34 protein-coding genes, 1 tRNA gene and 1 pseudogene are annotated in these 25,178 nt (G+C 72.4%); 16 read left to right on the forward strand and 20 right to left on the reverse strand.

Features of this window, described 5'->3' with window-relative positions; genetic code table 11:
* The first annotated feature begins 169 nt into the window (after positions 1-169).
* The 3 genes from Q0817_RS01095 (at position 170) to Q0817_RS01105 (ending at position 3,280) form a co-directional block, all read left to right on the forward strand.
* On the forward strand, positions 170-442 hold the full coding sequence (locus Q0817_RS01095) for a hypothetical protein (protein WP_298582947.1): 273 nt from the start codon (positions 170-172) through the stop codon (positions 440-442).
* Positions 443-458: 16 nt separating this feature from the next.
* A complete protein-coding gene (locus Q0817_RS01100; protein ID WP_298582950.1) occupies positions 459-719 on the forward strand; it encodes a hypothetical protein in 261 nt (86 codons plus the stop codon).
* 137 nt (positions 720-856) lie between these two features.
* Entirely contained in the window at positions 857-3,280 is a 2,424-nt protein-coding gene (locus Q0817_RS01105; RefSeq protein WP_298582952.1) for a S8 family serine peptidase, read from the forward strand.
* A gap of 109 nt (positions 3,281-3,389) precedes the next feature.
* Here the strand turns inward: Q0817_RS01105 and Q0817_RS01110 are convergent, their stop codons facing one another.
* A complete protein-coding gene (locus Q0817_RS01110) occupies positions 3,390-3,884 on the reverse strand; it encodes a hypothetical protein (RefSeq protein WP_298582955.1) in 495 nt (164 codons plus the stop codon).
* Positions 3,885-4,091: 207 nt separating this feature from the next.
* Positions 4,092-4,541, reverse strand: a complete 450-nt coding sequence (locus tag Q0817_RS01115; protein WP_298582958.1) for a hypothetical protein — start codon at positions 4,539-4,541, stop codon at positions 4,092-4,094.
* 905 nt (positions 4,542-5,446) lie between these two features.
* On the opposite strand from Q0817_RS01115, the gene Q0817_RS01120 reads away from it, so the two are divergent.
* The 6 genes from Q0817_RS01120 to Q0817_RS01145 all read left to right on the forward strand — a co-directional run bounded on the left by Q0817_RS01120 (position 5,447) and on the right by Q0817_RS01145 (position 7,781).
* Complete coding sequence (locus Q0817_RS01120) at positions 5,447-5,761, forward strand: hypothetical protein (protein ID WP_298582961.1); 315 nt, start codon at positions 5,447-5,449, stop codon at positions 5,759-5,761.
* 15 nt (positions 5,762-5,776) lie between these two features.
* Entirely contained in the window at positions 5,777-6,103 is a 327-nt protein-coding gene (locus Q0817_RS01125; RefSeq protein ID WP_298582964.1) for a hypothetical protein, read from the forward strand.
* Entirely contained in the window at positions 6,093-6,380 is a 288-nt protein-coding gene (locus tag Q0817_RS01130; protein WP_298582966.1) for a hypothetical protein, read from the forward strand. Before Q0817_RS01125 ends, Q0817_RS01130 begins: the two co-directional genes overlap by 11 nt.
* Positions 6,377-7,174, forward strand: coding sequence for a hypothetical protein (locus Q0817_RS01135; protein ID WP_298582967.1), 798 nt, complete (start codon positions 6,377-6,379; stop codon positions 7,172-7,174). Before Q0817_RS01130 ends, Q0817_RS01135 begins: the two co-directional genes overlap by 4 nt.
* Positions 7,175-7,319: 145 nt before the next feature.
* The gene (locus tag Q0817_RS01140; protein WP_298582969.1) at positions 7,320-7,451 is read left to right on the forward strand and encodes a hypothetical protein; all 132 of its coding nucleotides are present in this window, start codon (positions 7,320-7,322) and stop codon (positions 7,449-7,451) included.
* A 42-nt stretch (positions 7,452-7,493) separates the two neighbouring features.
* Positions 7,494-7,781, forward strand: coding sequence for a hypothetical protein (locus tag Q0817_RS01145; protein WP_298582971.1), 288 nt, complete (start codon positions 7,494-7,496; stop codon positions 7,779-7,781).
* A 70-nt stretch (positions 7,782-7,851) separates the two neighbouring features.
* Here the strand turns inward: Q0817_RS01145 and Q0817_RS01150 are convergent, their stop codons facing one another.
* The 5 genes from Q0817_RS01150 to Q0817_RS01170 all read right to left on the reverse strand — a co-directional run bounded on the left by Q0817_RS01150 (position 7,852) and on the right by Q0817_RS01170 (position 9,623).
* Entirely contained in the window at positions 7,852-8,316 is a 465-nt protein-coding gene (locus Q0817_RS01150) for an ester cyclase (RefSeq protein WP_298582973.1), read from the reverse strand.
* 203 nt (positions 8,317-8,519) lie between these two features.
* Positions 8,520-8,732: a hypothetical protein gene (locus tag Q0817_RS01155; protein ID WP_298582976.1), complete on the reverse strand. Its 213-nt coding sequence runs from the start codon at positions 8,730-8,732 to the stop codon at positions 8,520-8,522.
* A gap of 41 nt (positions 8,733-8,773) precedes the next feature.
* Positions 8,774-8,989 carry a hypothetical protein gene (locus tag Q0817_RS01160; RefSeq protein WP_298582979.1) on the reverse strand — a complete coding sequence of 72 codons (216 nt, stop codon included), beginning with the start codon at positions 8,987-8,989 and terminating at the stop codon, positions 8,774-8,776.
* Positions 8,986-9,177, reverse strand: coding sequence for a hypothetical protein (locus tag Q0817_RS01165; protein ID WP_298582983.1), 192 nt, complete (start codon positions 9,175-9,177; stop codon positions 8,986-8,988). Before Q0817_RS01165 ends, Q0817_RS01160 begins: the two co-directional genes overlap by 4 nt.
* Before the next feature lie 71 nt (positions 9,178-9,248).
* Complete coding sequence (locus tag Q0817_RS01170; protein WP_298582986.1) at positions 9,249-9,623, reverse strand: hypothetical protein; 375 nt, start codon at positions 9,621-9,623, stop codon at positions 9,249-9,251.
* A gap of 101 nt (positions 9,624-9,724) precedes the next feature.
* Between Q0817_RS01170 and Q0817_RS01175 the strand changes: the two genes are divergently transcribed.
* The 5 genes from Q0817_RS01175 to Q0817_RS01195 all read left to right on the forward strand — a co-directional run bounded on the left by Q0817_RS01175 (position 9,725) and on the right by Q0817_RS01195 (position 12,322).
* The gene (locus Q0817_RS01175; RefSeq protein WP_298582990.1) at positions 9,725-9,985 is read left to right on the forward strand and encodes a hypothetical protein; all 261 of its coding nucleotides are present in this window, start codon (positions 9,725-9,727) and stop codon (positions 9,983-9,985) included.
* Positions 9,986-10,098: 113 nt separating this feature from the next.
* Positions 10,099-10,254 (forward strand): hypothetical protein, encoded by a 156-nt coding sequence (locus Q0817_RS01180; RefSeq protein ID WP_298582993.1) that lies wholly within the window; start codon positions 10,099-10,101, stop codon positions 10,252-10,254.
* A 32-nt stretch (positions 10,255-10,286) separates the two neighbouring features.
* Positions 10,287-10,538: a hypothetical protein gene (locus tag Q0817_RS01185; RefSeq protein ID WP_298582996.1), complete on the forward strand. Its 252-nt coding sequence runs from the start codon at positions 10,287-10,289 to the stop codon at positions 10,536-10,538.
* A gap of 78 nt (positions 10,539-10,616) precedes the next feature.
* Complete coding sequence (locus Q0817_RS01190) at positions 10,617-11,852, forward strand: hypothetical protein (RefSeq protein ID WP_298582999.1); 1,236 nt, start codon at positions 10,617-10,619, stop codon at positions 11,850-11,852.
* The gene (locus Q0817_RS01195) at positions 11,849-12,322 is read left to right on the forward strand and encodes a DNA-binding transcriptional regulator (protein ID WP_298583001.1); all 474 of its coding nucleotides are present in this window, start codon (positions 11,849-11,851) and stop codon (positions 12,320-12,322) included. The genes Q0817_RS01190 and Q0817_RS01195 overlap by 4 nt, the downstream gene beginning before the upstream one ends.
* A gap of 213 nt (positions 12,323-12,535) precedes the next feature.
* Here the strand turns inward: Q0817_RS01195 and Q0817_RS01200 are convergent, their stop codons facing one another.
* The 4 genes from Q0817_RS01200 to Q0817_RS01215 all read right to left on the reverse strand — a co-directional run bounded on the left by Q0817_RS01200 (position 12,536) and on the right by Q0817_RS01215 (position 13,776).
* On the reverse strand, positions 12,536-12,730 hold the full coding sequence (locus Q0817_RS01200; RefSeq protein ID WP_298583003.1) for a hypothetical protein: 195 nt from the start codon (positions 12,728-12,730) through the stop codon (positions 12,536-12,538).
* Positions 12,730-12,924, reverse strand: coding sequence for a hypothetical protein (locus Q0817_RS01205; protein ID WP_298583005.1), 195 nt, complete (start codon positions 12,922-12,924; stop codon positions 12,730-12,732). Before Q0817_RS01205 ends, Q0817_RS01200 begins: the two co-directional genes overlap by 1 nt.
* 110 nt (positions 12,925-13,034) lie before the next feature.
* A complete protein-coding gene (locus Q0817_RS01210) occupies positions 13,035-13,196 on the reverse strand; it encodes a hypothetical protein (RefSeq protein WP_298583008.1) in 162 nt (53 codons plus the stop codon).
* A 506-nt stretch (positions 13,197-13,702) separates the two neighbouring features.
* Positions 13,703-13,776: transfer RNA gene (locus tag Q0817_RS01215), tRNA-Leu, on the reverse strand.
* 273 nt (positions 13,777-14,049) lie between these two features.
* On the opposite strand from Q0817_RS01215, the gene Q0817_RS01220 reads away from it, so the two are divergent.
* Complete coding sequence (locus Q0817_RS01220; protein WP_298583011.1) at positions 14,050-14,295, forward strand: hypothetical protein; 246 nt, start codon at positions 14,050-14,052, stop codon at positions 14,293-14,295.
* Positions 14,296-14,474: 179 nt separating this feature from the next.
* Positions 14,475-15,143, forward strand: coding sequence for a hypothetical protein (locus Q0817_RS01225; protein WP_298583013.1), 669 nt, complete (start codon positions 14,475-14,477; stop codon positions 15,141-15,143).
* Between the two features lie 122 nt (positions 15,144-15,265).
* On the opposite strand, the gene Q0817_RS01230 is transcribed toward Q0817_RS01225, so the two are convergent.
* From Q0817_RS01230 to Q0817_RS01270, 9 genes and pseudogenes are all read right to left on the reverse strand, one after another.
* On the reverse strand, positions 15,266-16,675 hold the full coding sequence (locus Q0817_RS01230) for an NAD(P)/FAD-dependent oxidoreductase (RefSeq protein WP_298583017.1): 1,410 nt from the start codon (positions 16,673-16,675) through the stop codon (positions 15,266-15,268).
* 75 nt (positions 16,676-16,750) lie between these two features.
* Positions 16,751-18,226 carry a S8 family serine peptidase gene (locus tag Q0817_RS01235; RefSeq protein WP_298583020.1) on the reverse strand — a complete coding sequence of 492 codons (1,476 nt, stop codon included), beginning with the start codon at positions 18,224-18,226 and terminating at the stop codon, positions 16,751-16,753.
* Between the two features lie 31 nt (positions 18,227-18,257).
* The gene (locus tag Q0817_RS01240) at positions 18,258-19,208 is read right to left on the reverse strand and encodes a Ppx/GppA phosphatase family protein (protein WP_298583022.1); all 951 of its coding nucleotides are present in this window, start codon (positions 19,206-19,208) and stop codon (positions 18,258-18,260) included.
* Positions 19,209-19,243: 35 nt separating this feature from the next.
* Entirely contained in the window at positions 19,244-19,783 is a 540-nt protein-coding gene (locus Q0817_RS01245) for a DUF501 domain-containing protein (RefSeq protein ID WP_298583054.1), read from the reverse strand.
* A 65-nt stretch (positions 19,784-19,848) separates the two neighbouring features.
* On the reverse strand, positions 19,849-20,628 hold the full coding sequence (locus Q0817_RS01250; RefSeq protein WP_298583025.1) for a septum formation initiator family protein: 780 nt from the start codon (positions 20,626-20,628) through the stop codon (positions 19,849-19,851).
* Positions 20,629-20,754: 126 nt separating this feature from the next.
* Positions 20,755-22,038: a phosphopyruvate hydratase gene (eno, locus tag Q0817_RS01255; protein ID WP_298583028.1), complete on the reverse strand. Its 1,284-nt coding sequence runs from the start codon at positions 22,036-22,038 to the stop codon at positions 20,755-20,757.
* A 187-nt stretch (positions 22,039-22,225) separates the two neighbouring features.
* The gene (locus tag Q0817_RS01260; protein WP_298583031.1) at positions 22,226-22,975 is read right to left on the reverse strand and encodes a MazG nucleotide pyrophosphohydrolase domain-containing protein; all 750 of its coding nucleotides are present in this window, start codon (positions 22,973-22,975) and stop codon (positions 22,226-22,228) included.
* Positions 22,972-24,096 (reverse strand): adenosine deaminase, encoded by a 1,125-nt coding sequence (locus tag Q0817_RS01265; protein ID WP_298583057.1) that lies wholly within the window; start codon positions 24,094-24,096, stop codon positions 22,972-22,974. Before Q0817_RS01265 ends, Q0817_RS01260 begins: the two co-directional genes overlap by 4 nt.
* Before the next feature lie 56 nt (positions 24,097-24,152).
* Positions 24,153-25,178, reverse strand: a pseudogene (locus tag Q0817_RS01270) (hypothetical protein); the annotation flags it as partial.

A 25,178-nucleotide genomic window follows, 5' to 3' on the forward strand; every position in this document is an offset into this window, starting at 1 on the left:
TAGCAACGCGAGCCGCACGGAAGCAGGAGAACTGCTGTGCTTAAGCCGAGGGCGTGCGAGCCGTCCCGCCGGGGGGCGGGCGGTGGCCCCCAGGAGAGCGGACAGACAAGTCTTTGCTGCCGCACACATGCTGGGGGGAACGACCGTCGTCCCGCCCCGGAGGCCCGCCATGCCCGAGTCCCCCGCCCACTGGGTGCCGCTGGCCGCGATCCCGGTCCTGCTCGTCGTCGGAGCCCTGGCCGTCCTCCACTGGAGCCGCTACCTCGCTGCGCTCGGCCGGCTGCACCGCGCGCAGACCTCCCCGGGCGCCGCCCCGGCCCGGCACTCCGCGGCGTGGCTCGAGCTCCGCAGCGACGAGCACTACCGCCGGGCCTACCGCCTCACCTGGGCGGTGGCCGGGGTGCTCGCCGTGGGCCTGACCGCCGCCGTGCTCGCCGGCTGAGCCGCGGCGCGCCCCCGTGGTCCACCTGCCCGGCGCCGTCCTCCTCTACGGCTGCCTCCTCGTCGCCGGGGCCGGCGCCACGGCCCTGTGGAGCCTGGCCCAGGTCGCGCTCGACCTGGCGCCGACCGCGCGCCGCCGGTCCCCCGGAGCCCGCGCCTGCGCCCGGGGCCACCTGGGGCGCGCCACGACCGCGGCCGCCGTGGCCCTGCTGACCGCCGGAGTCCCCTCGTTGCTGCACCACCTGCACTGGCTCACCGTGCTCGCGGGAGCCGCCTGAGCCGGTCCGAGAACACCGCTCCACCCCCTCCGAACGTCACACTTCGTGATGAAGCCGTGATCTTCCGTTAGATCTGTTCGCATTGATTTGCATATGAGAACCTTTTCCGGGATCCCCCCAATTCCAGGAGTTCGCCCATGCAACGATCCATGCTCGCCCCCACCCTGTCCGCCCTGACCCTGGCCCTCGTGCTGGCTCCTCTCACGCCCGCCACGGCCTCCCCCGCCGAGAACGCCACGACCCTGCTCCCCCAGCAGGTCAGCGACGAGGCACCGCCCGAGATCACCGACCGGATGATCGTCAAGTACCGCACCCCCATGAGCGACGCCGAGTCGGAGCAGGTCGTCGAGGACGCCGCCGCCGAGGCCGACGTCCCGGAGGCCGAGGAGACCACCGAGGTCCGGACCACGGGCGACGGCGCGGCCGTCGTCGAACTGGCCGGCGAGGTCTCGACCGACCAGGCCGAGAAGCTGGCCGAGGAGCTCACCAAGGACCCGGCCGTGGCCTACGCCGAGCCCGACCGCCTCGTCTCCACCGCCCGGATCCCCGGCACGGACGAGGCGGAGCCGGAGGGCATGGGCTCCGTCGCCGCGACCGCCACCGACCCCGGGGTCCCGTCCCTGTGGGCCCTCACCAACCTGCGGGCCTACGAGGCCTGGGACACCGCCACCGGCAAGGGCGTCACGGTCGGGGTCGTCGACACCGGCTTCGCCAACCACCCGGACCTGGACTCCCAGACCATCGGCGGCTACGACTTCGTCTCCACCGACTTCCTGGGCAACGACGGCAACGGCCGGGACACCGACGCCCGCGACCCGGGCACCTACTCCACGGCCGGGCAGTGCTACAGCGGCTCCGCGGCCACCAACTCCATCTGGCACGGCACGCACGTGGCCGGCACCGTGGCCGCCAAGCGCGACGACTACGGCACCGTCGGCGTCGCCCCCGACGCCACCCTCCTCAACGCCCGCGCCCTGGGCGCGTGCGGCTACGGCTACGTCTCCGACATGGCCGACGCCGTGCGGTGGCTGGCCGGCGACGCCGTAGGCGGGGTCCCCGCCCCGCCCAAGCGCGCCGACGTGATCAACATGTCCCTGTCCATGGGCGGATCGTGCCCGGCGACGCTGCAGAACGCCATCAACACCGCCTGGTTCCGGAACATCCCCGTGGCCGTGGCCGCGGGCAACAGCGGCCGCCCGGCCATCGAGTACGCCCCGGGCAACTGCTACAACGTGATCACGGTCGGCGCCATCGGCTCCGACCGGGTCCGGGCCAGCTACTCCAACCACGGCGGCGCCGTGGACATCTACGCCCCCGGCCACCACATCCTCTCGGCGGGCAACACGGGCAGGACCACGCCGGTCGCGCCCAACAGCCGCTTCGACTACGGCACCTCGATGGCCACCCCACACGTGGCCGGCACCCTGGCGCTGCTCAAGCAGAAGAACCCGACGCTGAGCTCCGACCAGTACAAGCAGCTGATCCTGGACTCGGGGGACGCCTGGTCCACCCTTCCCGGGGGCAAGACGCTGAACTCCCACGACGCGCTCTGGATCACGAAGCCCGACGTCACCGTGACACCAGCGGCACCCACCCCGACCTACACCACGAAGGGCGCGATCGGGTCCCTGTACCAGCGGATCAAGAGCGAGACGGGCGCGCCGACCTCCCACGAGCAGGCCATCGCCGGCGGGGTCCGCCAGACCTTCACCAAGGGCACCGTCTACTGGTCCTCGGCCACCGGGGCCTACTGGGTGCGGGGCGGGGTCGAGTCCGCCTACAAGCGCAACGGCACCGCTGCCGGCGTCCTGCGCTTCCCGCGCTCCGACGAGAGGTCCAACGGCATCGGCGGGGCCTACCAGCTGTTCCAGAACGGCCGGATCCTCTGGTCCTCCCGCAGCGGGTCCCACGCCCTGACCGGGGCCATCGACCGGACCTACGCCGCGGCGGGCAGCGAGAGGGGCACCCTCGGGTACCCCACCGCGGACCGGCGGACCAACGGCATCGGCGGGTACTACCAGACCTTCCAGAACGGCCGGATCCTCTGGAGCTCCGCCCACGGGGCGCACGCGGTCACCGGCGCCACCAGCGCGGCCTACTCCCGCGCCGGCAGCGAGCGGGGATCCCTGGGCTACCCCACCGCCGGGGCCGTCTCCGACGGACGGGGAGGCACCTCCCAGTCCTTCCAGAAGGGCAGGATCGTCTGGAGCACCTCCAGCGGGGCGCACTACCTCAAGGGCTCGATCGGCGGGCGGCACGACCGCTCCGGCGGCACGGCCGGCGCGCTGGGCTACCCCACCTCCGACGAGGCGCCCACCAGCACGGGCGGGGCCTTCCAGGTGTTCCAGAACGGCCGGATCTACTGGAGCCCCAGCACCTACGCCCAGGAGATCAAGGGCTCGATCGGCAAGGCCTACGTCGCGCTCGGGGGGACGACCAGCCGCCTGGGCTTCCCCCGGACGGGTGAGATCACCCGCGCCGACCGGTCCGTGGTGCAGTACTTCCAGGGCGGCTCCATCACCTGGCGCCCGGGAGGATCGATCCGGATCGACTACCGCTGATCCGGCACCGGCCCCACAGCGGCCCCGCTCCGTCCTCGGAGCGGGGCCGCTGCGCGTCCGGGAGGCCGGGGCGTGCCAGCTGCCGGCCGTCCCGTGGTCCGGCGACCGGTCAGTCCACGAGCTCTCCGCACGCCAGCAGCAGCGCGACGGCCGAGGCCGTGGTGGTGTCACCGATCCGGCCGGCCCTCAGCAGCTCGAGCAGGCTCTGCGCATCGACCCACTCCACCCCCGGGATGCCGGCCGGCTCCAGGGCATCGCCGTACTCGGCATCGGTGCGGCGCGCGACGGCGAGCAGGGCGTCGATCCGCTCCTCCTTGCGCTGGTCGGCGTACAGGACTCCCAGCGGGGCGATCACCGCCGCGGACATGCCCGATCCGAACTCCTCCTCCAGCAGCAGTGCGCCACCGGCGCGCAGCTCCTCCCGGTCGACCACCGGCCCCTGCGGGAACGTCAGCATCTGTGCGCCGGGACTCAGCTCGGCCGGCACCAGCCCGTAGCGGACCCTGGTGCCGGAGCCGTCGTGGACGCGCGGGACCACCACCATCGAGCGGCGGGCCGGCACCGGATGCGCTGGTGCGCGTTCGTCCTGAAGGATGTCGGTCATCGAAGTGCTCCTCGTGTCGTGGGGCGCATCGGAGCCCGTGCCGTCGGACGGCGCGGGCGATGCACCCCGTCAGCCTACGATCCGGATCTCACAGGTGACCGGGAGAGCCGTTCGTGGATCCCGAGTGCCCCCAGTCAGACTCGAACTGACACTGCGCGAGATATGGTTCCGCAACTCGCACACCTGCGGTGAACCACGAGAACAGCTCTAGTGGGCGGGCGTTCCGGTGAATTCGAGTGCAGCCCGACGCGGTGACAACGGAGGATAGATAAAGAATCCTGTCGAAAATAGAGGATAGACGGCGAACGCGTTCACCACCGGCTTGAACTTCCGTCCTTCACGATCCGCCGGGTTGAACGGGATGGCACGCTCGTGCACCGCGATCTGCAGCGCCTCGTGCAGGATCCGCCGGCACACGTTGGCCGTGCTCGCCCCGCCCTTCACGTGCGCCCCGCCGTACTGACCGGGTCGCTGCACCGCGATCTGCGCCAGCCGGTCTTCGATCATCTGACAGGTGACTGCACCGACCCGCCACTGCATGGCCTCGCCCAACTGCTCCACCGCCGCGGACATCGAGCGCACCGACTCCGTCCACCAGTCGCTGGCACGCTGGGAACTGCGGGATCTGCGGTGCTCGCGCCGGCTTGACCGCTGCATGAGTTCTCTCCTCGGTCGCGGCTCTCGCGGCAGCCTCCCGGGCCGCCGCCTGGTGCGGGGCCTCCGGCCACTGGTCATCCGGATGCGGCATGGGTGCCGGCCATCGTTCCGGCGGCGCCGGGGTGGAGCCGTACAGCTCGGCGATGAACAGCTCGCATCCCTCTGCCGTGACCGTGCGGCGCTGCGGAGCCACCAGACCGGCCTCGATCATGGCCTGGGAGACGGGGGCTCTGGACATCCCAGTGGTCTCCATGACGTCGCCTGCCAGCTTCTCCCGGCGCGGGTCCTCTATGGTCGGATCGTCGAGGTTGGCGCGGTGGGCCTTGAAAGCCTCTCGAATCCTGTCCCGGCGGAGCGCGCGAGCTCGAGCTTTCGCGTCAGCGGCTGGTGTCATGACCCGACCCGAGGTCTCCTTCTGCGGCGCGGCCGTGAGCTTGGCCCGGTTGGCAGGGAACCGACGAGCCTCCCGCAGGAAGTTCTCCGCCTTCCCCACGGTCAACCCTCGGTGGGAGTATGAGATCTTCGTGGCACGCATGATCGTCAGGACGTCGACCTGGCTCATCCCCATAGCTCCGGCCGGCCTCCGGATGAGGACGTCACCGGCGGGCGTAGGCGCCCCGGGGCGGTCCTTCGCCATCTGGCGCCGGGCGTCGTCCAGCACCGCGCGGGCCTTGGCCTGACCGCTGGCACCGGCGTTGGCGGGTCGAATCGGATCTGCGGTCATCTGCGAGCTCCTGGAGGAAGCGGCGACGGGGACGTCCCGGAGACCGTCTCGGGCCGCAACGCGCGGACCCTGGCGACCGAGCGCGGCTGGCTCACCGGCCCAGTTCCCGCCTGAACGACCGCACCACCGCTAGGTTCTGACCAACAGCGCTCCTCCAGCGCGCCCTGACCGAAAGGCCCCCATGGGCGACAACGCGACCATCGAGACGATCTTCGGGCTGATCTTCCTCCTCCCGTACCTGATCGGCCCCGCACTGCTCGCAGCCCTGATCGCCGTCGCCGCCCCGATCTGGCGCGGCCGCCGACCGGTCGGCAACCAGCGCCGCATCGCCTCGATCCTCCTGGTGCTCCTGAGCCTGTTCTGGGCGGTCCAGCTGATCGGCTGGGCCATGGACCTCGGGGTCTACGGCCCCGCGCTGATGATCGGTCTGTTCACCGCATCGGTCTTCACCCTGGTGCGGCTGTACCAGGCACCCGCCGCCGACCCCACCCCCTGACCAAAGGACTCCACCGTGGAGAACATCCCCCTGCTCCTGTTCGGCGCCGGCTACTTCATCATCGGCCTGGGCATCCCCGCCGGACTCGTGGTCGGCCAACTTGTCCTGGCCTGGCCTGCGCTGCGGGAGACCCGTCCGATCGACTCCGGGCGCCGCACCGGCGCCGGAGTGCTCGCCATGATGTCCCTGCTGTCGGTCGTGCCGTTCGTCCCTGCCGCGCTGTCGGGCAAGGTGATCCCCCTGGTGCTCGTGGGCGTGCTCGCGGGCGTCTCCGCATTCACCCTCATCCAGCTGTACCGCACCAACCCGGCACCGAGGACCGAGAGGCCCCGTGGGACCTGACCCGCTGCTCGGCACAGCGCCGCTCCTCGTCACAGGGGTTCTGTCCACGGTCCTGCTCACCCTTGCTGTGACCACGCTGCCGGTACTGCGCGGCCACCGGGTGACGGAACCCCGGATCCGCGCCGCCCGCTGGGCCTCGGCTGGAATCCTGATCGCCGCGGCGCCCATCATGTTCACGGAGTCGGCCGACGGCATGCACGGGTTCATCCTCGGGGCCGGCATCATCTCAGTGGCCGCAGTGACCCTGCTGCGCCCGGCCCGAAAGGTGATCCCGTGACCCGCCGACGCATCTTCAAGGAGGACGCCTGGAGCTCCCTGGAGCCGCTCCAGAAGGGCCTGGTCCTTGGGGTCGGGATCGGGGTGGTCCTCTGGGCGTTCACCGGGACGCTGTCGTGGCTCGCTGTCGGCGTCTTCGTCGGAGTCGGCATCGGTCACCATGTCGGTCGGCGCCGGGCGCGCACCCAGAGGCCGACGCCCACGCCTCCCCTGAGACTCCCCACAACCCCACCGCCGCGACGCACGCCCACCCCGAAGGTGCTGACCGAGCAGGAGCGCGAGTCCCGCCTGCACTCCTCCGCCCACTTCCAGGGCCTGCGGCTGGTCGCGGGGAAGCAGGACCGCGTCTCGTCCCTGGCGCAGATGCAGAAGACCATCGGTGGCTTTCCGTCCGAGCGCTACGAGGCCGAGCTGGACGCCGCCCTGACCGGGATCGAGCAGGAGCAGGTGAGGGCCCGGGCCCGGCGCGCCGAGTTCGTGGCCGAGGCCCGGGCGATGGATGCGCTCAACGCGGTGTTCTCGATCTACTACTTCAACAGCCGCCACTCCACCCACCCCCAGGAGGCCGGCCTGGGCTCCATCAAGCTCTACGAGGCGCTGGGCGACCTCTACACCGAGGAGCAGATCGAGGCGGCGAAGGCCCGCTCCAGCGCCCTCATCGAAGAAGGCTGGACCTGCGCGTACTACCCCGACGACAACGGCCGGCAGATCCAGCAGCTGCGCGAGCACCACCCCGGCTTCACCGATACCCATCTCCACAAGGCCGCAGACTGGGGCTACTTCATGAACCGCTGACCCGGTCGCTCGCCGGGGCGTGTCCGCACGTATGGAGCCCATGACGACCCCGCCGAGGTCGACCCGCTCACCGTCAACGACGGCGACACCCACCCCAGCTGCCGCCACCGTCCCGGTCGATGGCGCAACATCGAGGAGATCCACCGTGACAGATCGCGACCCGAACCGTCCTACCCTGCGCGAATGGTGGGACGAAACTCCTGTCGCCGCCCGCCTGATCTTCGTGTTCGCCTTCATGGCGCTGTCCGGCTGGATCTTCGAGGACTTCTACCGCTGACAGATGCCCTGACCGTCGCAGCTGGCCAAGCTGGATAAGCCGATGACAATTGCCGAGGCCGCCGACGAGGACGGGGTCCTGACCGCGGTCGTGGAGGTCTCCCTCTACGCCTTGTTGGAGGGCCGGGCCAATGAGGAAGCCGGCGAGGACTACGCGGTCGTGCGCGAGATGGTTCAGGAGCGCCCCGAGCCGGCGCAGATGGGCTACGAGATCATCGGCGCGTCACCGACCAACATGCTCACCCTGGTCGCCCGCTTCGACCTGCGCGAGGCCCTGGGATTCGGCTGTGACCCCGAGGAGCTCGACGAGATGTTCGGCATCTCCGGCTGACCCCACCGCCCGTGACGTGCGCACGCCCCGGACTCCACCACGGAGACCGGGGCGTTCCCCGCCTGGTGCGTCAAACTATGCCGAGCTGCTGGGCCATGGACATCATGTCGAGGTAGCGGTGCTCCACCTCGGTCGTCCCGCTCTCGTCGTGCCGGTTGAAGACGGCCATGGGGACGGACACCCTCCGGCCAGAGGGCTCGATCACCCCCAGGGGAGTCGTCAGCGGCCCTGTGTGAGTGCCCACGAACAGCAGCCGCATCGCTGCCGTGGGGCCATCGATCGCCACCTCTTCGATCTCCAGCTTCATGTCCGGCATCGCGGTGATCCATTGCTGGAAGTCCTGCTGGATAGCTGCTCGGCCGCGTACCGGCTCAGGCGAGGCAGCGGTGTAGACGACGGCGTCCGGGCCGTAAGTGGATGCAGCCCCTGCGGCATCGTGGGCGTTGATGGACGCGATGACGTGCTCGACCTGCTCCCGGCGGTCCATGCCCTCGCCCGGGACTGGTCCGACGACGGACGTGTGGGTGTCGCTCATGGTGATCTCCGCTTCTGGTGGGCCCAGGCCCCACCCGCTCGGCAGGGCCGGCACTCGACGGTAGGCGCCGGCTGAGTGGGGCACCAAGGAGTGCGGCCGCATCGTCGCAGGCTCGTGACTCAGGGCGTATACATGACGCCTCCCATCCCGCCGACGATCGCTCTTGCGCCCCACCACGTGCCCCGGGCACTTCGTTGCGTCGGCTACCGGCGCCGGGCCCGCCTGTCCTGCCGGTCGCCGGCACGCTGCTGGGCTCGCCGGCGGATCCGCGATCGCTGTTCCCGGGTCCAGAACGGACCGAGTTTCCACCACAATCCCAAGGAAACAACCACCACGCCGACCAGGACGGCCGCACCCCACCCGTAGAGCAATCCGACAACGACGATCACGAAGATGCTCAGTGCGTCGATCAGCACGTCAGACCACCACGCACGCTCAGGCCATTGCCGTTGCTCTGTCACGGCTGGCTGCTCCGTCCGCGGCGGCGCCGACCCTGCAGCCACTCGTAGAACGACAGCGACACCGCAATCAGAACCGCAGCGATGGTGAGCCCGGTCAGGGCTGGCTCGAACCCGGTCTCCGGCGGCCAGGTGCCCAGCTGCGCCAGCACCAGGAACGCCGCGCCGATGAGGATCGCAATCAGGTGCCCGCGCAGGGACCGGTCCGGTGTCATGGCCTCTCCCGCGGGTCGATATCCTCGCCGCGACGAGCCCCCGAGGACCACAGGTTGCTCAGCAGCAACGCGGCCACACCGATCGCGGTCATCCACCAGTTCCACTCGCCCAGGATCAGGCGCAGCCCCACGATGAGGGCGACGATGATCGCAGCTTGGAAGAGCACCTGCTGCCATCGCCTCGACACGCTGCACTCCTTCACGCTCAGCACCTTGCTTGTTCGCATCGTCGCACGGTCCGGCGCCGGTGGGCGTCGCCTCATCCGGGGCCGGCGACCGCCGGCGGCATCCCGCGGCGGGCGTCCATGGCCCGGGCGTGAACCATCTCCATCCGGCCGTAGATCAGCGCGGTCGTCCCGAGGATCGGCGCCGGCGTCAGGGCAGAGAGCGGCCCGACGAAAATCAGCAGCAGCAGCGGGATTGCCCATCCCAGCACCGCGGCACCCCACCCCATGAAGACCCCGCCCTGGGCCTGGGTCACGTAGTCATAGACCGCCGGCAGCGGATCCGGGTCGCCCTCGTCCTCCAGTCTGGCGTGCCGGACGTGGGTGCGCTGGATCCCGATGAAGCACACTCCGAGGGTGAGCAACCCGAGCACAGCGTTGGAGAACCCGTAGCCGCCGATGGCCACCATCCAGGCCAGGGCCGCCGGTACGCTCTACCAATGCCCGACTCGAGCCCGGAGGTTGCCCCATGACCGACCACTCTCCGCCTCCACCGCGCCGGACGGTCTGAGTGCGCATCGACCGGCGGCTCACCGGTCTAGAGCACGGCGCGTGGCGCAGCCTCAGGGCTGTGCCGCTGCGGTGGTGGGTCCGTACCGCAACTGTGGCGCTGGTGCTGGCGATCGCCCTGTACGTGCTCGGCCTCAACGTCGGGTGGATGGACTGGTTCCGTGACCTCGTAGACCGGTGGTGGCGGTTCTACGACGACGTCCTGGCTCGGGTGAGCCCTTGGGCAGCGCTCCTGCCTCTGGCGATCGCCTACGTGGCCTAGCCGACCAGTGGTGGAAGCGTGCCGCATGGGCCCTCGACGCCGCCTCGGAGGGCAAACCCCATGTCCGCCAGCGGTTCGGGGACAAGGCGATCGACGAGCTGCTGGAGTCGAGGATGGCTCCGACCGCGGACCTCACGATGTTCGATGCCGTCGTCGCCGAGCGGTACTCGGGGCTCTTGCGCGAGGTCGCCCACGGCGATCCCACGGTCGCTCGTCCGCCCGGCGCTCCCCCGGGCGTGGACGACTCCCAGGCAGGAGGAGGACAATGACCGTACGAACTTCCCAGAGGAGGGGTGTTCCCATGACGACGACAGCTCACAATCAGCAGGCGTCCGCCGGGTCCGCCGGGTCCGCCGACGATGCTCTTCGCCATGCCGCGTCGGTCTTGGACGTGGAAGTGGACACCCTGCGCGCGTTGCGTGCGAAGTCCCCGTACCGCGAGGTTCCGGTGCGGCTGTGGCTGATGGGCGAGGAGCCGATCTACGTCTCCACGCAGAAGCAGGCCGACGAACTGCGCGCCGTGGACAAGTCCTACCGCCTCGTGACCCGCTGAACCACCGCCCCGCCGCTCGCACCGAGCCGCGGGGCGGTGCCATGTCCTCAGCCGGGACCAGCCGCACACATACCAGTCATGACGACCTTCGTAGACCACCGGCACCCGCGCGCCACCGACGGCCGCTTCGCAGCCAAGGACCACCCCGAGGCCGAGCTCGAGCTCGGGGCGCCGGCCATCACCTTGTCCGAGGCGACCGGCGACTGGGGCCCGAGCTTCCACGACATGGACTCCCGGCCCGCCTACGACTACACCCCGACCGAGCGCGCCGCCGCGGCGTTCCGCGCCCAGTTCGGTGCCGCACTGGACGCCGAGGTGGATGGGGAGTACTGCTTCGAGGGCCCGAACCGCCAGGTGCTGAAGATCCAGGCAGCGGGTCGCGTCGCGGTGAACTTCCCCGGCCCCACCGGCTACGCCGCCGAGGCGAACATGCTCTTCGTGATGGACCCGCTGCCGCTGGGCCGGCTCGGTTCTGACCTGGACGGCGAGGTTTGCCGTTGGCTGGTGGGCCCTGATGACTTCAACGCCGAGGACGCGCTGAAGGTCCTCGCCTCCTATGGTTGCCCGAAGCGTTTCGAGGACATCAATCGGGCGATCGTCAAGCTCGAGCAGCGAACGCGGCCAGACGCTTCCCTGCTCCTGCAGGTTCTGTTGTCGCCGTTGGGACGACTGCTACGGTGCGACGAGCAGGCACCGGGCGAACACGTCGCTCACCGCCTCCGACTCCCCGAGGAGCACCGCGCGATGAGCACCCCCATCTGGCAGAACTCCGAGATCCTCACCGCCGCGGCCGGCCCTCAGAGCCCGCAGATCCAGGCCGTCTTCGCCAAGGCGGTCGACATCGGCCTCGACGAGTCGCAAGCGCTGCGCAAGGCCTCCGAGCTCCACCAGAAGTTCGTCACCGACAACACCCCCGCCGAGGTCGACTACGACGCGCTCGGTCTCGCCGCCGTGAAGCTGGCGGTCAGCGCCGCGGCCGCCGCCGGGCGACAGGACGCCCTGGACCAGATCCTCGGCTCGTGGCGGAACCTGTCCCAGGCGATCGCAACGGACCTGTTCCTGCAGATGCACCGGCACACCCGCCCGGATGCCACGCCGCCGTCCGGGGACGCTCTGGAGCGCGCCGCTGCGGCAACGGCCACCAGCTTCGAGATCCCGGTGGGCCACGCCCTGATCGGACTGGCCGCCCGGGACCTGATCGACCCCGACGGCTTCCCGCAGGACGCCTACGACTTCCTGACCACCCCGTGGAACTGGGCCTTCGGCGCCGCCCACCCCGACGACGACACCGGTGAAACGGTGCAGGGCTCGTGAGCGAGGGTCTGGCCGCCTGGGCGCAGTCCCGCCCGCAGCCACTCCCGGAGGCGCAGGTGCCGGCCGACGGGCGGATGACGCCGATCGAGCTGAAGGTCGTGCGCGAGGCACTGGGCCTGTCGCGCGAGCTGCTCGCCGCGGCCCTGAACGTCGGGGTGCGCTCGGTCGACGACTGGGAGTCCGGCCGGCGCCCCATCCCCGACGGGGTGCGCGACGACGTGGAGCGGATCGAGGCGTACACCGCCGAGGTCGCCGACCAACTGGCGGCCCACCTGCTCGAGCACGCCGGGCCCGGCCCGCTCTTCGAGGTCTACGACCGCGACGCCGACATGCCGGCCCTCGACCTGCCGGACGCACCCTTGCCACCCACGGCCCGGTGGTGGCGGGCGGTCGCCCACCGGGTAGCCGAGGACGTGCCGGGTCTGCGGATCGTCGAGGCGCCGAAGTCGCCCAGCCCGCAGCTCCGCTGAACCCATGCTTGTGCACAGCAGTGGGGCTGCCGTGGCGCGGTCGGGCTCTCTGAGCTGGAGATGTCGGCGAGCCGCTGCGAGCGGCCCGACACAGCGCGAGCCACGTCGGGGGGCGTGGTCTCGCCGCGTACAGCGCCCCTGTCGGCGCTCGTCGCCCGTGGCGGCCCCGACGTGTTGGCGGGGCCGCCACGGAGCCGGTCAGCCCGAAGGCGCTCAGTCCCCGGACATCAGGAAACCGCCGGCGGCCAGGAACAGCGCCGCCGAGACGGCGAACAGCGCCGCGGCAGCACGACGACCCCGGCCCTGGGGCATCGTGCCCTTGCCTTCGACCAGGCCATGCGCCAGGAACGCCAGCCCGGCGGTCAGGAACCCGAGAGCGAGCAGGTTGAGCCGCAGCGACGTCGGCATCAGCTGTCTCCCGGGGTGAGCATGATGGCGACCAGCGTGCAGAGCAGTGAGGCGGCCACCAGCACGAGCGCGGCCTTCCGGTCCCGGGCGCCCCGGTCCTTGCCGCGGGTCTCGACCCACCAGCGGATGAGGAACAGGAACCCGGCCAGCAGCAGTGAGTAGCCGGCCGCCCGGAGGATCTCGTCGGCCGGCATCAGCAGGACACCGCCTCGGTCACACCTGTCTGCGCCATGCCGCCAGCGTAGCGACGCGCGAGCGCAATCCCACGTGGTCGGTCAGGCGGTCTGCTCGGTGGTCAGGACGGTCACCACTGGTCCTCCGCTTCCTCCAGCGCCTGGCGGGTCTGCTCGGCGTCGAGGGTGGTGTCGTCGGGGTGGCCGAAGGAGTGCATCTTCGTCGCGATCGCCGCGTCCAGGGGGCGCTCATTGATGCCGATGGTGACGGTGGCATCCGGGTTCTCGGCCAACGGCGCGTCACGGCGCTGCTCGGCACGGTGGAAGGGATCGAGGTCCTGATGGGGCCCCTCGACGAAGACGCGGGTGATGGTGTCACCCTGCGGGGGACGACGGTGAGCACGGCGACGGCCTGCTCCTGATCAAGGACGGTCATGGGAGGTCTCCTGGGTTCTGGCGGTTCTGGGCCTCATGCGTGCGGCAACCCGTCTCGAAGATGTGCACACCGGCCGGCGATGCTCGTGACATGGCATGCGAAGGCCATCGCGTTGGTCGGCGCGCATTCCGGCACGGGCAATGTGGCCGACCATGTTGGGCTCATGAATGAGAACTCATCAGTGCCGCCGGCCCAACCGGCCGGACCCGGGCCCGCTGGCCCTGGGACTCGCTCTCCTACGGCGTGGGCAGAGCACAACCGCCCATGCGGTTCTCGTGTAGAAAATGGAGGATAAACGGCGAATCGGCCACCGTTGACGGTGACCGATTCGGCCGGGTTCCGTGCAGTTGCGCGGTTTTTCTGTGCCCCCAGTCAGACTCGAACTGACACTGCGCGGATTTTAAGTCCGCTGCCTCTGCCGATTGGGCTATGGGGGCCGGCCCCGATCGGGTCACCGGGCCGCCGCCCCACCCTATCGCCTCACCGCGGCGCTCCCGAGCCGCCGCGGGATCCGCTCTCGTCGACCGGGCCCGGATCCAGTAAGCTGGCACGGTGGTCGAGCAGCCGGCCGCGACATCGTCGCACCCGCAGGAGGCCGCCCCCGTGGACCACCCCCTCTCCCCTTCCCGCCGGCTCCCGCCGGACGGCGGACACCGCCCCGCACCCGCCCCGGACCGGTGCTCCCCGACGTCCCGCAGGACGACGGCAGCATGAGCGAGGTCGTCGCCCGACCCACCGGCAGGACCTACCTGGCGCCCGACGACGAGTTCCCGGCCGACCTCACCGAGCTGTCCCTGGCCGAGCTGCACGTCCTGCACAGCAGGGTCGGGCGCCAGCTCGACCGGGAGTACCTCGGCGAGGCGGACGGGGCCCACCCGGTCACCCTCGAACGCCACCAGGAGCTGACCGTGGAGCTCGACGCCCGCGAGATCGCCCGCCCCGTGCACACCCGCTGACGGAGGACGGAGCCGCCCGAGCCGCGGACGGGGGCGGCGGGCAGGACCGGTGCCGCACGCGTACCGGCGCTGTTCCGGGACTGCACATCATGCAAAGCACTGGTCACGGAGCGCGCCGCCGCATAGCCTGGGAACCGGTCGAGCAGCGGGCCCCCACTTCTGGTCGAAGGGTTGCCCTCATGAACTCCCAGCTCGCCCCGTCCCCGTCCTGGCCGCCGGCAGCCGCCCCCTCGGCGCCCGATACGTTCCTGGGCCCCGCCGACCCGTTCCCGTCCGACCTGGCAGAGCTGGACCTGACCGAGCTGCAGGTGCTGCACAGCCGCGTCTGCCGCCGCCTCGAGCGCGAGTACCTCACGGATCCGGACGGGCCCCACCCGGTCACGCAGGATCGCTGCCAGGAGCTGGCGGCCGAGCTGGACTCCCGCCAGGACTTCCTCGCCGCGCCGGTGCGCCTCACCGAGGTGACGTCCGGTCCCGCGACGGCACCCGGGGACGAGACCGCCCCCACGCCCGGGCCGTCACGGGAGGAGACCGCACCCTCGCAGGTGACCTTGCGGGAGGTGGAGCCGGCCCTCTCGCCCGAGCCGGTTCCCGTGGACCAGCCGATGACCCGCCACGCCGGCGGCGGGGACGGGGACGGCGCCGAACTCCTCGACCTGGGCCAGGTGCGCCCCGGCGACCGGGTCGAGGTGTGGCAGCGGGGCCTGCTCCGCTGCCGGGGCACCGTGGAGGAGGTCTGTCCGGGCCTGGGCGTCGCGTGGCTGCGCGAGGCCGGGGACGGATACCGGCGGATGATCCACGCCCAGGACAGCGAGCTGCGCCGGCCCCTCGTCCCCGACGTCTCCTGAGCGCCCCGGCACGGCCGGGACGACCCGGACGGGCGGGGCGGTCCCAGGACGTCCCGCCCCGGGAACGGCTCGACCCCGCCCCGGCACAGGCCGGGACGGGGTCGAGCAGGGAACGGATGGGGTCAGAGGTTGGCCTTGCGCGGGGCCGGGGCCTTGCCGGCCGCGACCTGGAACCGCGTGCGCGGGTCCCGCTCGTGGCGCAGCGTGGTGGTGTCCCGGCCGAACACGAAGTTCAGGGCCCACTCGGTGAAGACGCGGGCCTTGCGGTCCACGGTGGGGATCGCGTAGCCGTGGTAGAGCCGGTGCATGGCCCAGGCCGCGACGCCGGAGAACTCGATGCCCTTCTCGGGCAGGCCGGGGAGGCCCTTGATGCTGGCCACGCCCTTGTAGAGGCCCAGCCCGGCGACCGCGCCGAGGTTCTCGTGGTAGTAGTCCTCGAGCGGCTTGCCCGCGCGGGCGGCCATGATGTTCTTGGCCATCGTGTGCGCCTGGCGCACCGCGTGCTGGGCGTTGGGGACGCAGTACCCGCCGACTCCCCCGCCGGTGAGGTCCGGCACCGCGGAGACGTCGCCGGCGGCCCAGGCGCCCTCGAGGGGGCCGTCGTCGCCGGTGATCCGCAGGTCGGCCCCGGCCCGGACGCGGCCGCGCTCGTCGAGCGGGAAGTCCGTGCTCTTGACGAGCGGGTTGGCCTGCACGCCGGCGGTCCAGATCAGCGTGTCGGTCCCGAACTCGCCGGCCGGGGACTTGTCCTGCATGTTGACGAGCTTCAGGTACTTGTCCACCGCGGAGTCGAGCGAGGTGTTGAGCAGCACCTCGATGCCGCGGCTGCGCAGGTGCGCCACGACCTTCTCCGCGCGCTCCTCGGAGACCTCGGGCATGATCCGGCCCATGGCCTCGATGAGCACGAAGCGCAGGTCGGAGACCTGGAGCCGCTCGTTGCGCTCGACCGCGCTGCGGGCCATGTCCTCGATCTCGGCGATGGTCTCGGTGCCGGCGTAGCCGCCGCCGACCACCACGAAGGTCAGCGCCCGGCGCTTGGCCTCCTCGTCGGTGGTGAGGGAGGCGACCTCGATGCGCTCGAGCACCCAGTTGCGCACCGCCACGGCCTCCTCGATGGTCTTGAGGCCGATGCCGTGCTCGGCGAGGCCCTCGATCGGGAAGGCACGGGTGACGGACCCCCCGGCGATGACGATCTCGTCGTAGGCGAGCTCGAAGGTCTCGCCCTCGTCGATGCCCTTGACGGTCGCGGTGCGGTTCGCGTGGTCGACCCCGAGCACGTGCCCGGTGACGATCTCGCAGTCCTTGAGGTGCTGCCGGTGGGGCACGACCGCGCTGCGGGCGGAGACGTTGCCGCCGGCCACCTCGGGCAGGAAGGGGAGGTACATCATGTACGGGTTGGGATCCACCACGGTCACGACTCCGCCGGAGTCCTTGATCCGCTTCTGCAGTTCCTGCGCCACGGTGAAGCCGACGTAGCCTCCGCCGACGATCAGCAGGCGAGGACGGTCCTTGGCCAGTTGAGTGAAAGACATGCCCCCGAGTCTACTCAGAAGACTGTCGATGTCCGTCCCCGCGCAGGGTGCCCGCCCCGTGTTCCGGCGCACGGTTCAGGAGCGCCCGTCCGGGCCCCCATCCGGTCCCCGGTCCGGGCCCTCGGCGACGATGCGGCGGATGTGCACCACGGCCCCCGCCGTGAGGCCGAGCACGAGCAGCCCGAACCCGGCGAGCACCACCACGGGCAGCATCCCGGTCTCGTCCATCGGGGCCACGGGCTCGGGCGGGGCGACCTCCGCCTCGACCTCCTCCGTGACGGGCGCCGAGCTCTCGACGGGGCTCGCCGTGGGGGTCACCTCAGCGCTCCTGCGGTGCACCCGCACCCACTGCTCCATGCTGCCGAGCGGGTTGCGGTCGACCTCGGGCACGTCCTCCGTGAGCGCGGCCTCGACGTCCAGCACCCCGTAGCCGTAGAGCGGGTCCTTGCCCGGCGTCCCCGTGTCCCGGGCGGTGGAGACGATGCGGTTCGCGATCTGGGCGGAGCTCATGTCCGGCCACTTCGACTTGATCAGCGCGGCGGTGCCGGCCACGACGGGGGCGGAGGCGGACGTCCCGGCCCAGGAGGCGTACCGGTCGCCCGGGATCGCGCCCACCATGTCCTCGGAGGGGCCGGCCACGGCGATGGAGATCCCCTGCGAGGAGGACTCCCAGCTCGCCTCCCCGGTCCGCCCCACGCCGCCCACGGTCAGCACGCCGGGGATGGTGGCCGGGGCGCCGACCTGGACGAGCCCGGACCCCCGGTTGCCCGCGGAGGCGACGACGAGCACGTCCTTCTCCTCGGCGTAGAGGAAGGCCTCGTCCCAGCTCTCGGGCCAGGAGGTCGCGTTGGAGCCCACCGACATGTTGATGACGTCCGCGCCGTTGTCCACGGCCCACCGCACGGCGTCCGGGAGCTGCTCGTCGACGCTGCGGACCTCCGGAGTCTCGTCGCCCAGCCACGTGGACACGGCGAGCACCTCGGCGTCCGGGGCCACACCCACGATGCCGGCGGGCCGGCCGGGGGCGTCGTCGTCCCGCCCGCCCGGGGCCACGTGCCCGCGGCCCGCGGCCACGGACGCCACGAGGGTCCCGTGCTCCGGCTCGGTGCCGAGCCCCTCCTGGCCGTCGGCGGCGCCGCCGCCGGAGACATCGGTGCCGCCCACCACGGCGCCCTCGAGGTCCTGGTGCGAGCCGTCCACCCCGGTGTCGATGACGGCGATCCGCACACCCTCCCCCGTGGACTCCTTCCAGGCCTCGCGCACCCCGTACTCGTCCAGCCAGTACTGCAGGGGACGGATCCCGTCCTCGGCGATCCGGGAGGTGTCCGGCGCGCGCGTGGCGCCGTCGCTGGGCACGGGCGCCACGCTGACGGGGTCCTCGATCGGGATGCTGGGGGCGGGCCCGGGCACCGCGGGGCGCGCCTGGGCGGGGCCCGCCCCGGGCAGGGCCAGGGCGCCCGCGCCGACCACGGCCGAGGCCGCGCCCAGCGCGCCCCACCGGGCGAGGGCGCGGTGGCGCGGGGGACGGGGGCGGGGTGCGCTGGAAGACATGTGTCCTTCCGGGTCGGGGGGTCCGGGCGGGTCAGCCGACCTGGGACAGGGCGATCCCGTCCAAAATATCGTGCTCGCTCGCGATCGCCGAGTCCACCCGTCCACCGGTGGCCGCGCCCACCCGCTCGACGATCCGCCGCCACACGAGGGCGCCGCCGCCGATGACGTCGACGCGGCCCTCGTGCATGTAGGGCAGCGCGGCGCGCTCCGCGCGGGTCATGCCCGTGAGCTCCCGGCACGCCTGCGCGATCCGCCCGGCGGGCAGCTCCGCGCCGTCGATCGCCGCGGGGTCGTAGGAGGACAGCCCGAGGGCGTGGGCGGTGACGGTCGTGATGGTGCCGGCGACGCCCACCAGGTGGGTCGTCTCGGCGAGGGGCACGGTCTGCAGGACCACGTCCACGGCGTGGTCGACGTCGCGCAGCACGGCGTCCTGCTGCTCGGGGGTCGGCGGGTTGGACCCGAGGTGGCGCTCGGTCAGGCGCACGCAGCCGATGTCCACGCTGCGCTCGGCGCGCACCCCCTGGGCGTTGCCGAGCACGAACTCGGTCGATCCGCCGCCGAGGTCGATCACCAGGACCCGGTCCTCGGGATCGGCGCCGCCCACGGCGGCCGCCGCGCCGCGGAAGGACAGCTCCGCCTCCTCGTCGCCGCTGATGACCTCGGGGGTCACCCCGAGGCGCTCGCGGATCCCCGCGAGGAAGACGTCCCGGTTGCCGGCGTCACGGGTCGCGCTCGTGGCCACGAAGCGCAGCTGCTCCACGTCGTGCTTCTTCAGCAGCTTGGCGTACTCGTCCGTGGCCGCGAACGTGCGCTCGAGCGCCGCCTCGGCGAGCCACCCGGTGGCGTCCACGCCCTGGCCGAGCCGGACCACGCGCATCTCGCGCACCACGTCGTCGAGCACCGTACGGCCCTGCTCCTCCCTGGTGTCGGCGATGAGCAGTCGGATGGAGTTCGTACCGCAGTCGATGGCGCCTGTGCGCATGGGGAGTCCTCGGGGGTGTCGGGGGCGGGTGGGTCTCAGGCCTCGCGCCAGGCGGGGTCGCAGTGGCAGGCGGCGGGGGTCCACCACTCGCTGATGGCGTCGAGGGTCTCGTCGCCGAGCGGGTTCACGCCCGGCCCGGCCGCGAGCGCGTGGCCGGCCAGCACGTGCAGGCACTTGACCCGCACGGGCATGCCTCCGGCGGAGATGCCCTCGATCTCGGGGACGGGCCCGGTGCCGGCCCGGGCGCCGATCCGGGCGCGCTCGCTGAGGTAGTCCTCGTGCGCGGCCCGGTAAGCGGCCGCCAGCACCTCGTCCTCGGCGATGCGGTCCGTCATCTCGTACATCAGGCCGGCGGCCTCGAGCCGGGACACCGCGGCGGTGATGACGGGGTGGGCCAGGTAGAACACGGTGGGGAACGGGGTGCCGTTGGCCAGCCGGGGGGCGGTGGCCGCCACGAGCGGGTTCCCGCACGTGCAGCGGGCCGGGATCTCGACGACGTCGCGCACGGGGCGCCCGAGCTGCCGGGAGAGGACCTGCAGGTCCAGGGCCGTGGGCTCGACCGTCGCGGCCGTCACCCCGAGCCCCCGGGGCGCGGGTCGGTCGCCGGGCTCGTGTCCGTGCTGGGGGTTCACGCCGTTCCTCACTCCGCGGCGCTGCCGCGGCTGTCCGTCGCCGCGTCCTGCGGCGCGTCGTTCCCGTCCGCCGGGGCGGCCGGGACGCTCTGCTCGGTCTGTTCTGTCTGTCCCGTGGTGCCCGGCTCCTGGGCGGCATCGGGCTCCTGGGCGGGGCCGGACTCCCCGGGGGCCGCGGGGTCGGCGATGCCGTCCGGCTCCTCGGCGGCGTCGGCGTCCCCGCCGGCCTCCGTGTCCTCCGTGTCCTCGGTGCCTCCGGTGCCCGCCCCGGGACCGGCGTCCTCGTAGGCGGAGGCCACGACGGACTGCCAGAGGGCGTCCACCCATGCGGGCTTCTCGGCCTCGACCTGGGCCGCGGAGGAGTCCACCACGGCGCCGTCCATCTCCTCGGCCCCCACCACGAGGTAGGACCGCTCCCCCGGCATGACGTAGAGGAGCCGGTCCCTGGCCCGCTGCTTGACGTAGGTCTCGTCCGACCACTGGTCCACCTGGTCCTCCAGGGACGCCTTCTGGGCCTCCATGTCGGCAATGGCGCGCTCGAGCTGGGCGATCTCCGCCCGCTGCTCGAGGAAGATCTTGGTGGTCGGCGCCGCCAGGAAGACGATGAGGACGGCCACCAGCGTGAGGACCAGGAACCGTCCGCTGAAGGTCCGGGCGGGAACGGGCGACCCCACGGCGCTGGACCCGCCGCCGGACCCGCCGCCCGGCCCGGCGTCGCGCCCGCGCGTCCCCTGCGCGGCGTCGCGCCCGCCGAGCAGGCGGGTGGTGCGCGGGCGGGGAGCGGGCATGGTGACCTCACGGGGGAAGGGCGGGGACGGGGACCAGTGTAGCGCTCACGGGTGAGCGGCCGCCCGGGGACGGCCGCTCACCCGCGCGACGACGGACCGGCGCGGCCGGTCAGCCGCCGCGGCTCGTCACTTCGCGGTGTAGCGCGGGAACGCGGAGGCGCCCGCGTAGCGCGCGGCGTCCCCGAGCTCCTCCTCGATGCGCAGCAGCTGGTTGTACTTGGCCACGCGCTCGGAGCGGGCCGGCGCCCCGGTCTTGATCTGCCCGGCGTTGGTGGCCACCGCGATGTCCGCGATCGTGGTGTCCTCGGTCTCGCCCGAGCGGTGCGAGATCATGCAGTGGAACATGTGCCGCTGGGCCAGGGAGATGGCGTCGAAGGTCTCCGTGAGGGAGCCGATCTGGTTGACCTTCACCAGCAGGGCGTTGCCGGCGCCCTCCTCGATGCCGCGGGCCAGCCGCTCCGGGTTGGTGACGAACAGGTCGTCGCCCACGATCTGGACCTGGGTGCCCACGGACGCGGTCAGGGTCTGCCAGCCCGCCCAGTCGTCCTCGTCCAGCGGGTCCTCGATGGACACGATCGGGTAGTCGCGCACGAGCTCCTCGTAGTAGGTGGTCATCTCCGCGGCGCTGAGCTGCTTGCCCTCGAAGCTGTACGTGCCGTTCTCGAAGAACTCGGAGGAGGCGACGTCCAGCGCGAGCGCCACGTCGGTGCCCACGGTGTAGCCGGCCTTCTCGATCGCCTCGGAGATGAGGTCGAGGGCGGCGCGGTTGGACTCGAGGTTCGGGGCGAAGCCGCCCTCGTCGCCGAGCCCGGTGGCCAGGCCGCGCTCCTGGAGCACGGCCTTGAGGGAGTGGTAGACCTCCACGCCGGTGCGCAGGGCCTCGGAGAAGGTCGCGGCGCCGATCGGGGCGATCATGAACTCCTGGATGTCCACGTTGGAGTCGGCGTGGGAGCCGCCGTTGAGGATGTTCATCATGGGCACCGGGAGCACGTGGGCGTTGGGCCCGCCCAGGTACTTGTAGAGCTCGAGGTCGGAGGCGTTCGCGGCGGCGCGGGCCACGGCCAGGGAGACGCCCAGGATGGCGTTGGCGCCGAGGCTGCCCTTGTTCTCCGTGCCGTCGAGGTCGAGCATGGTCCGGTCGACCAGCCGCTGGTCGGTCGCGTCGAGGCCGATCACGGCCTCGGCGATCTCCTCGTCGACGGCCTTCACGGCGTCGAGGACGCCCTTGCCGAGGTACACCTTCTTGTCGCCGTCGCGGCGCTCGACGGCCTCGAAGGCACCGGTCGAGGCGCCCGAGGGCACCGCCGCCCGGCCGTAGCTGCCGTCCTCCAGCAGCACCTCGACCTCCACGGTCGGGTTGCCGCGGGAGTCGAGGATCTGGCGGGCGTGCACTGCGGTGATCATGGCCATGGGTTGCTCCTGACGTTGGTGCTGGGCTTGTCGCTGACGTGGGTGGAACGTGTGCGGTGGGGCGGTCGGGGCTCCGGTGCCGGGCACCGGCCGAGGTCCCGCACCTGCGGGGGCCGGGCGTCCCCGGCGGCTCCAGCCTAGCGACTCGGCGCCGGGGGCAGACGGCGGACCACGGCGCGTGACGGGATCAGTCCCCGCTCCGGGCCGCGGCGTACGCGCGGGCGGCCCCGCGCAGGGCCCGCTCGGCGTCGAGGCCGCGGGCCGAGGCGGCGCGCACGAGCGCGAACAGCGCCTCGCCGAGCTCCTCCTCGGTGCGCGGGCCGCCGGGCTCCTCCGCGCTGGGCTCCTCCGCGTCGGGGACCGAGGGCTCGAGATCGTGCTTGCGCGCCCGCGCGAGCGTCTTCTCCGCGAGGGCCAGGGCCGGCAGGTGCGGCGGGATGCCGTCGAAGGGCCCGGTCCGCTCGGGCTTCTCCGCCCGCTTGAGGTCCTCCCAGCGGGAGTGCAGCTGCTCGAGGGACTGCTCCCCCGCCACGTCCCCGGTGGCCCCGGGGTCGAAGACGTGCGGATGGCGGCGGACCAGCTTCGCGGTGAGCGCCTCGAGCACGTCCGCCACGTCGAAGCCGCCCTCGGCGCGCGGGCGCTCCTGGGCCACCCGGGCGTGGAAGACCACCTGGAGCAGGACGTCGCCGAGCTCCTCGACGAGCAGCCCGGCGTGCGCCGCCGGCCCGCCCTCGGCCTCGACCGCCTCCACCACCTCGTAGGCCTCCTCCACGAGGTAGCGCACGAGGGACTCGTGGGTCTGCTGCCCGTCCCAGGCGCAGCCGCCCGGGGAGCGCAGCCGGTCCATGACCGCCACGAGCTCCGCGAAGCGCTGCGCGGTCCGCTCCGGGACGCCCAGCCCCGCCGCGACGTCGTCGGTGCCGTGCCCCTGACTCATGCGTGCATCCCCTCGAAGCCGTCGGTGATCATCCCGTCCAGTGCGGTGCGGTCCTCGAGCGGCAGGAACGCGGCGGCCGCGGCGTTGTGCTGCAGCCGCTCCAGGTCCTCGAGCCCGTAGCCGAAGTGCGTCACCAGGAAGGCCAGCTCGTCCGTGACCGTGGTCCCGCTCATGAGCCGGTTGTCCGGGGAGATGGTCACGGTGAATCCGGTCCGGTAGAGCATGTCCACCGGGTGCCGCTCCGGGCTGCTGCCGAACGCGGCCACGGCACCGGTCTGGAGGTTGGACGTGGGGCACACCTCGAGGGCGATGCCCCGGTCGCGGACCCACCCGGCCGTGCGCCCGAGGTCGACGACGGCGACGTCCTCCAGGTAGTCGATGTCGATGTCCTCCGCGATGCGCACCCCGTGGCCCAGGCGCAGCGCGCGGCCCGTGGCCAGCGCGTCCCGGATCGACTCGATGCCCGCGGCCTCCCCGGCGTGCAGGGTGACGGGCACGAGCTCGTCCGCCAGCAGCTCCAGGGCCGCCCGGTGCCGGGCCGGCGGGAAGCCGTCCTCGGGGCCCGCGAGGTCGAAGGCCACGACGCCGCGGTCCCGGTTGTCGACCACGAGGCGGGCGACCTCCAGGGAGCGCTCGGCCTGGCGCATGGCGCAGAGGATCTGGGTGACGGACACGATGTGACCGGCGTCCTCCGCGGCGAGCACGCCCTCCGAGAGGCCGAGCCGGACGGCCTCGACGGCCTCGGCCATGGACAGCCCGCCCGCGGTGTGCTGCTCGGGGGCCCAGCGCACCTCGGCGTGGACCACCCCGTCCGCCACGAGGTCCTCGACGTACTCCCGGGCGCAGCGCACGAGCGCCTCGGGGGTCTGCATCACCGCGACCGTGTGCTCGAAGGTCGCCAGGTAGCGCAGCAGCGAGCCGGAGTCGGCGCTCTCCCGCACCCACCGGCCCAGCGCCTCGGGGTCCTCGGCCGGCAGCCGGTGCCCGGCGGCGGCGGCCAGCTCGACCACCGTGGCCGGGCGCAGGGCGCCGTCGAGGTGGTCGTGCAGGCACACCTTGGGCAGGTCGCGCAGGACCCGGTCCGGCACCCGGCCCGGGTGCCGTTCGGCGGAGGTCAGCATCACGGTCGGGACGGCCCCTGTCTCGGTCGGTGTCTCGGTCGGTGTCTCGGTCGGTCTCAGTAGTTCCAGTCCTGCAGGGCCTCGTTCATGTGCTGCGGGATGTGCGCCCCGGTGCGGGGGTACATGCGCAGCTCCTCGAGGTAGTTCTGCGCGGGCAGGCGGTCCTCGTAGCGCACGAAGGCCTCCTCGTCCGCGTAGTCGAAGGACACTTCCGGGGGGATGCCCGGGCGGAAGCGGAACATCATCGCCAGCGGGGCACCGTTGCCCTCCACGTAGGACTCGTCCTTGAGCTCCTGCACGTGCAGCAGCTCCTCCGGGATCAGGTCGAAGGTGCGGCGCTGGTCCCAGAACCCGTTCTTGCGCACGTGCGTGAGGGCGTCGTAGTACGTGCCCAGGGCCCGCACCCGCACGAGGACGGTGGAGACGTCCATCGCCGTGCCGTCCTCGCCGAACAGCCGCCGCTGGGCGTCCCCGAGCCGCCGCAGGACGTCGACCTCCTTGAGCACGAGGTTGCCCTCGGCCAGCTTGTCCTGGGACGGCCGGTCCGGGACCCCCGCCGGCGCCCGGTAGGACGGGGAGACGTCGGTGGAGACCGCCGTCTCGGGGGCGGACGAGTCGTGGTCGTCCCCCGCGACGGTGCCGGCGGCGGCCGCGGCGGCCGTCGCGGCCGCCGCCCCGGTGGGCGCGGCCGGCTCGACGTCCTCGTGCCACTCCTCGTGGTCGACGTGGTCGGGGACGTCGTGGTGGGAACCGCCGTGGTCGGGGACGTCGTGGGCGGTGGTCTCCTGGTCGGCGGCGCGGTGCTCGTCCTGCTCCCGGCCGGCGGCGGGAGCCTCCGTGGCCGGAGCGGTCCCGGGAACGGACCCCGCCCCGGTGGTCGGCTCGCCGGTGAGTCCGGTGGTCGGCTCGCCGGTGAGTCCGGTGGTCGGCTCAGGGCTGGGCGCGGAGACGGGGCCACGGGCGGCGTCGCTCGCGGAGGACCCGGCCCCGCCGGCAGCGGCCCCACCGGCAGCGGCGGCCGCGGCGGCGGGGACGCCCCCCGTCGCGTGCTCCGCGGCGGGGCGCGTCGGCTCGGACGCGGC

The sequence above is a fragment of the uncultured Kocuria sp. genome, from assembly GCF_947500125.1.
Lineage (GTDB): Bacteria > Actinomycetota > Actinomycetes > Actinomycetales > Micrococcaceae > Kocuria.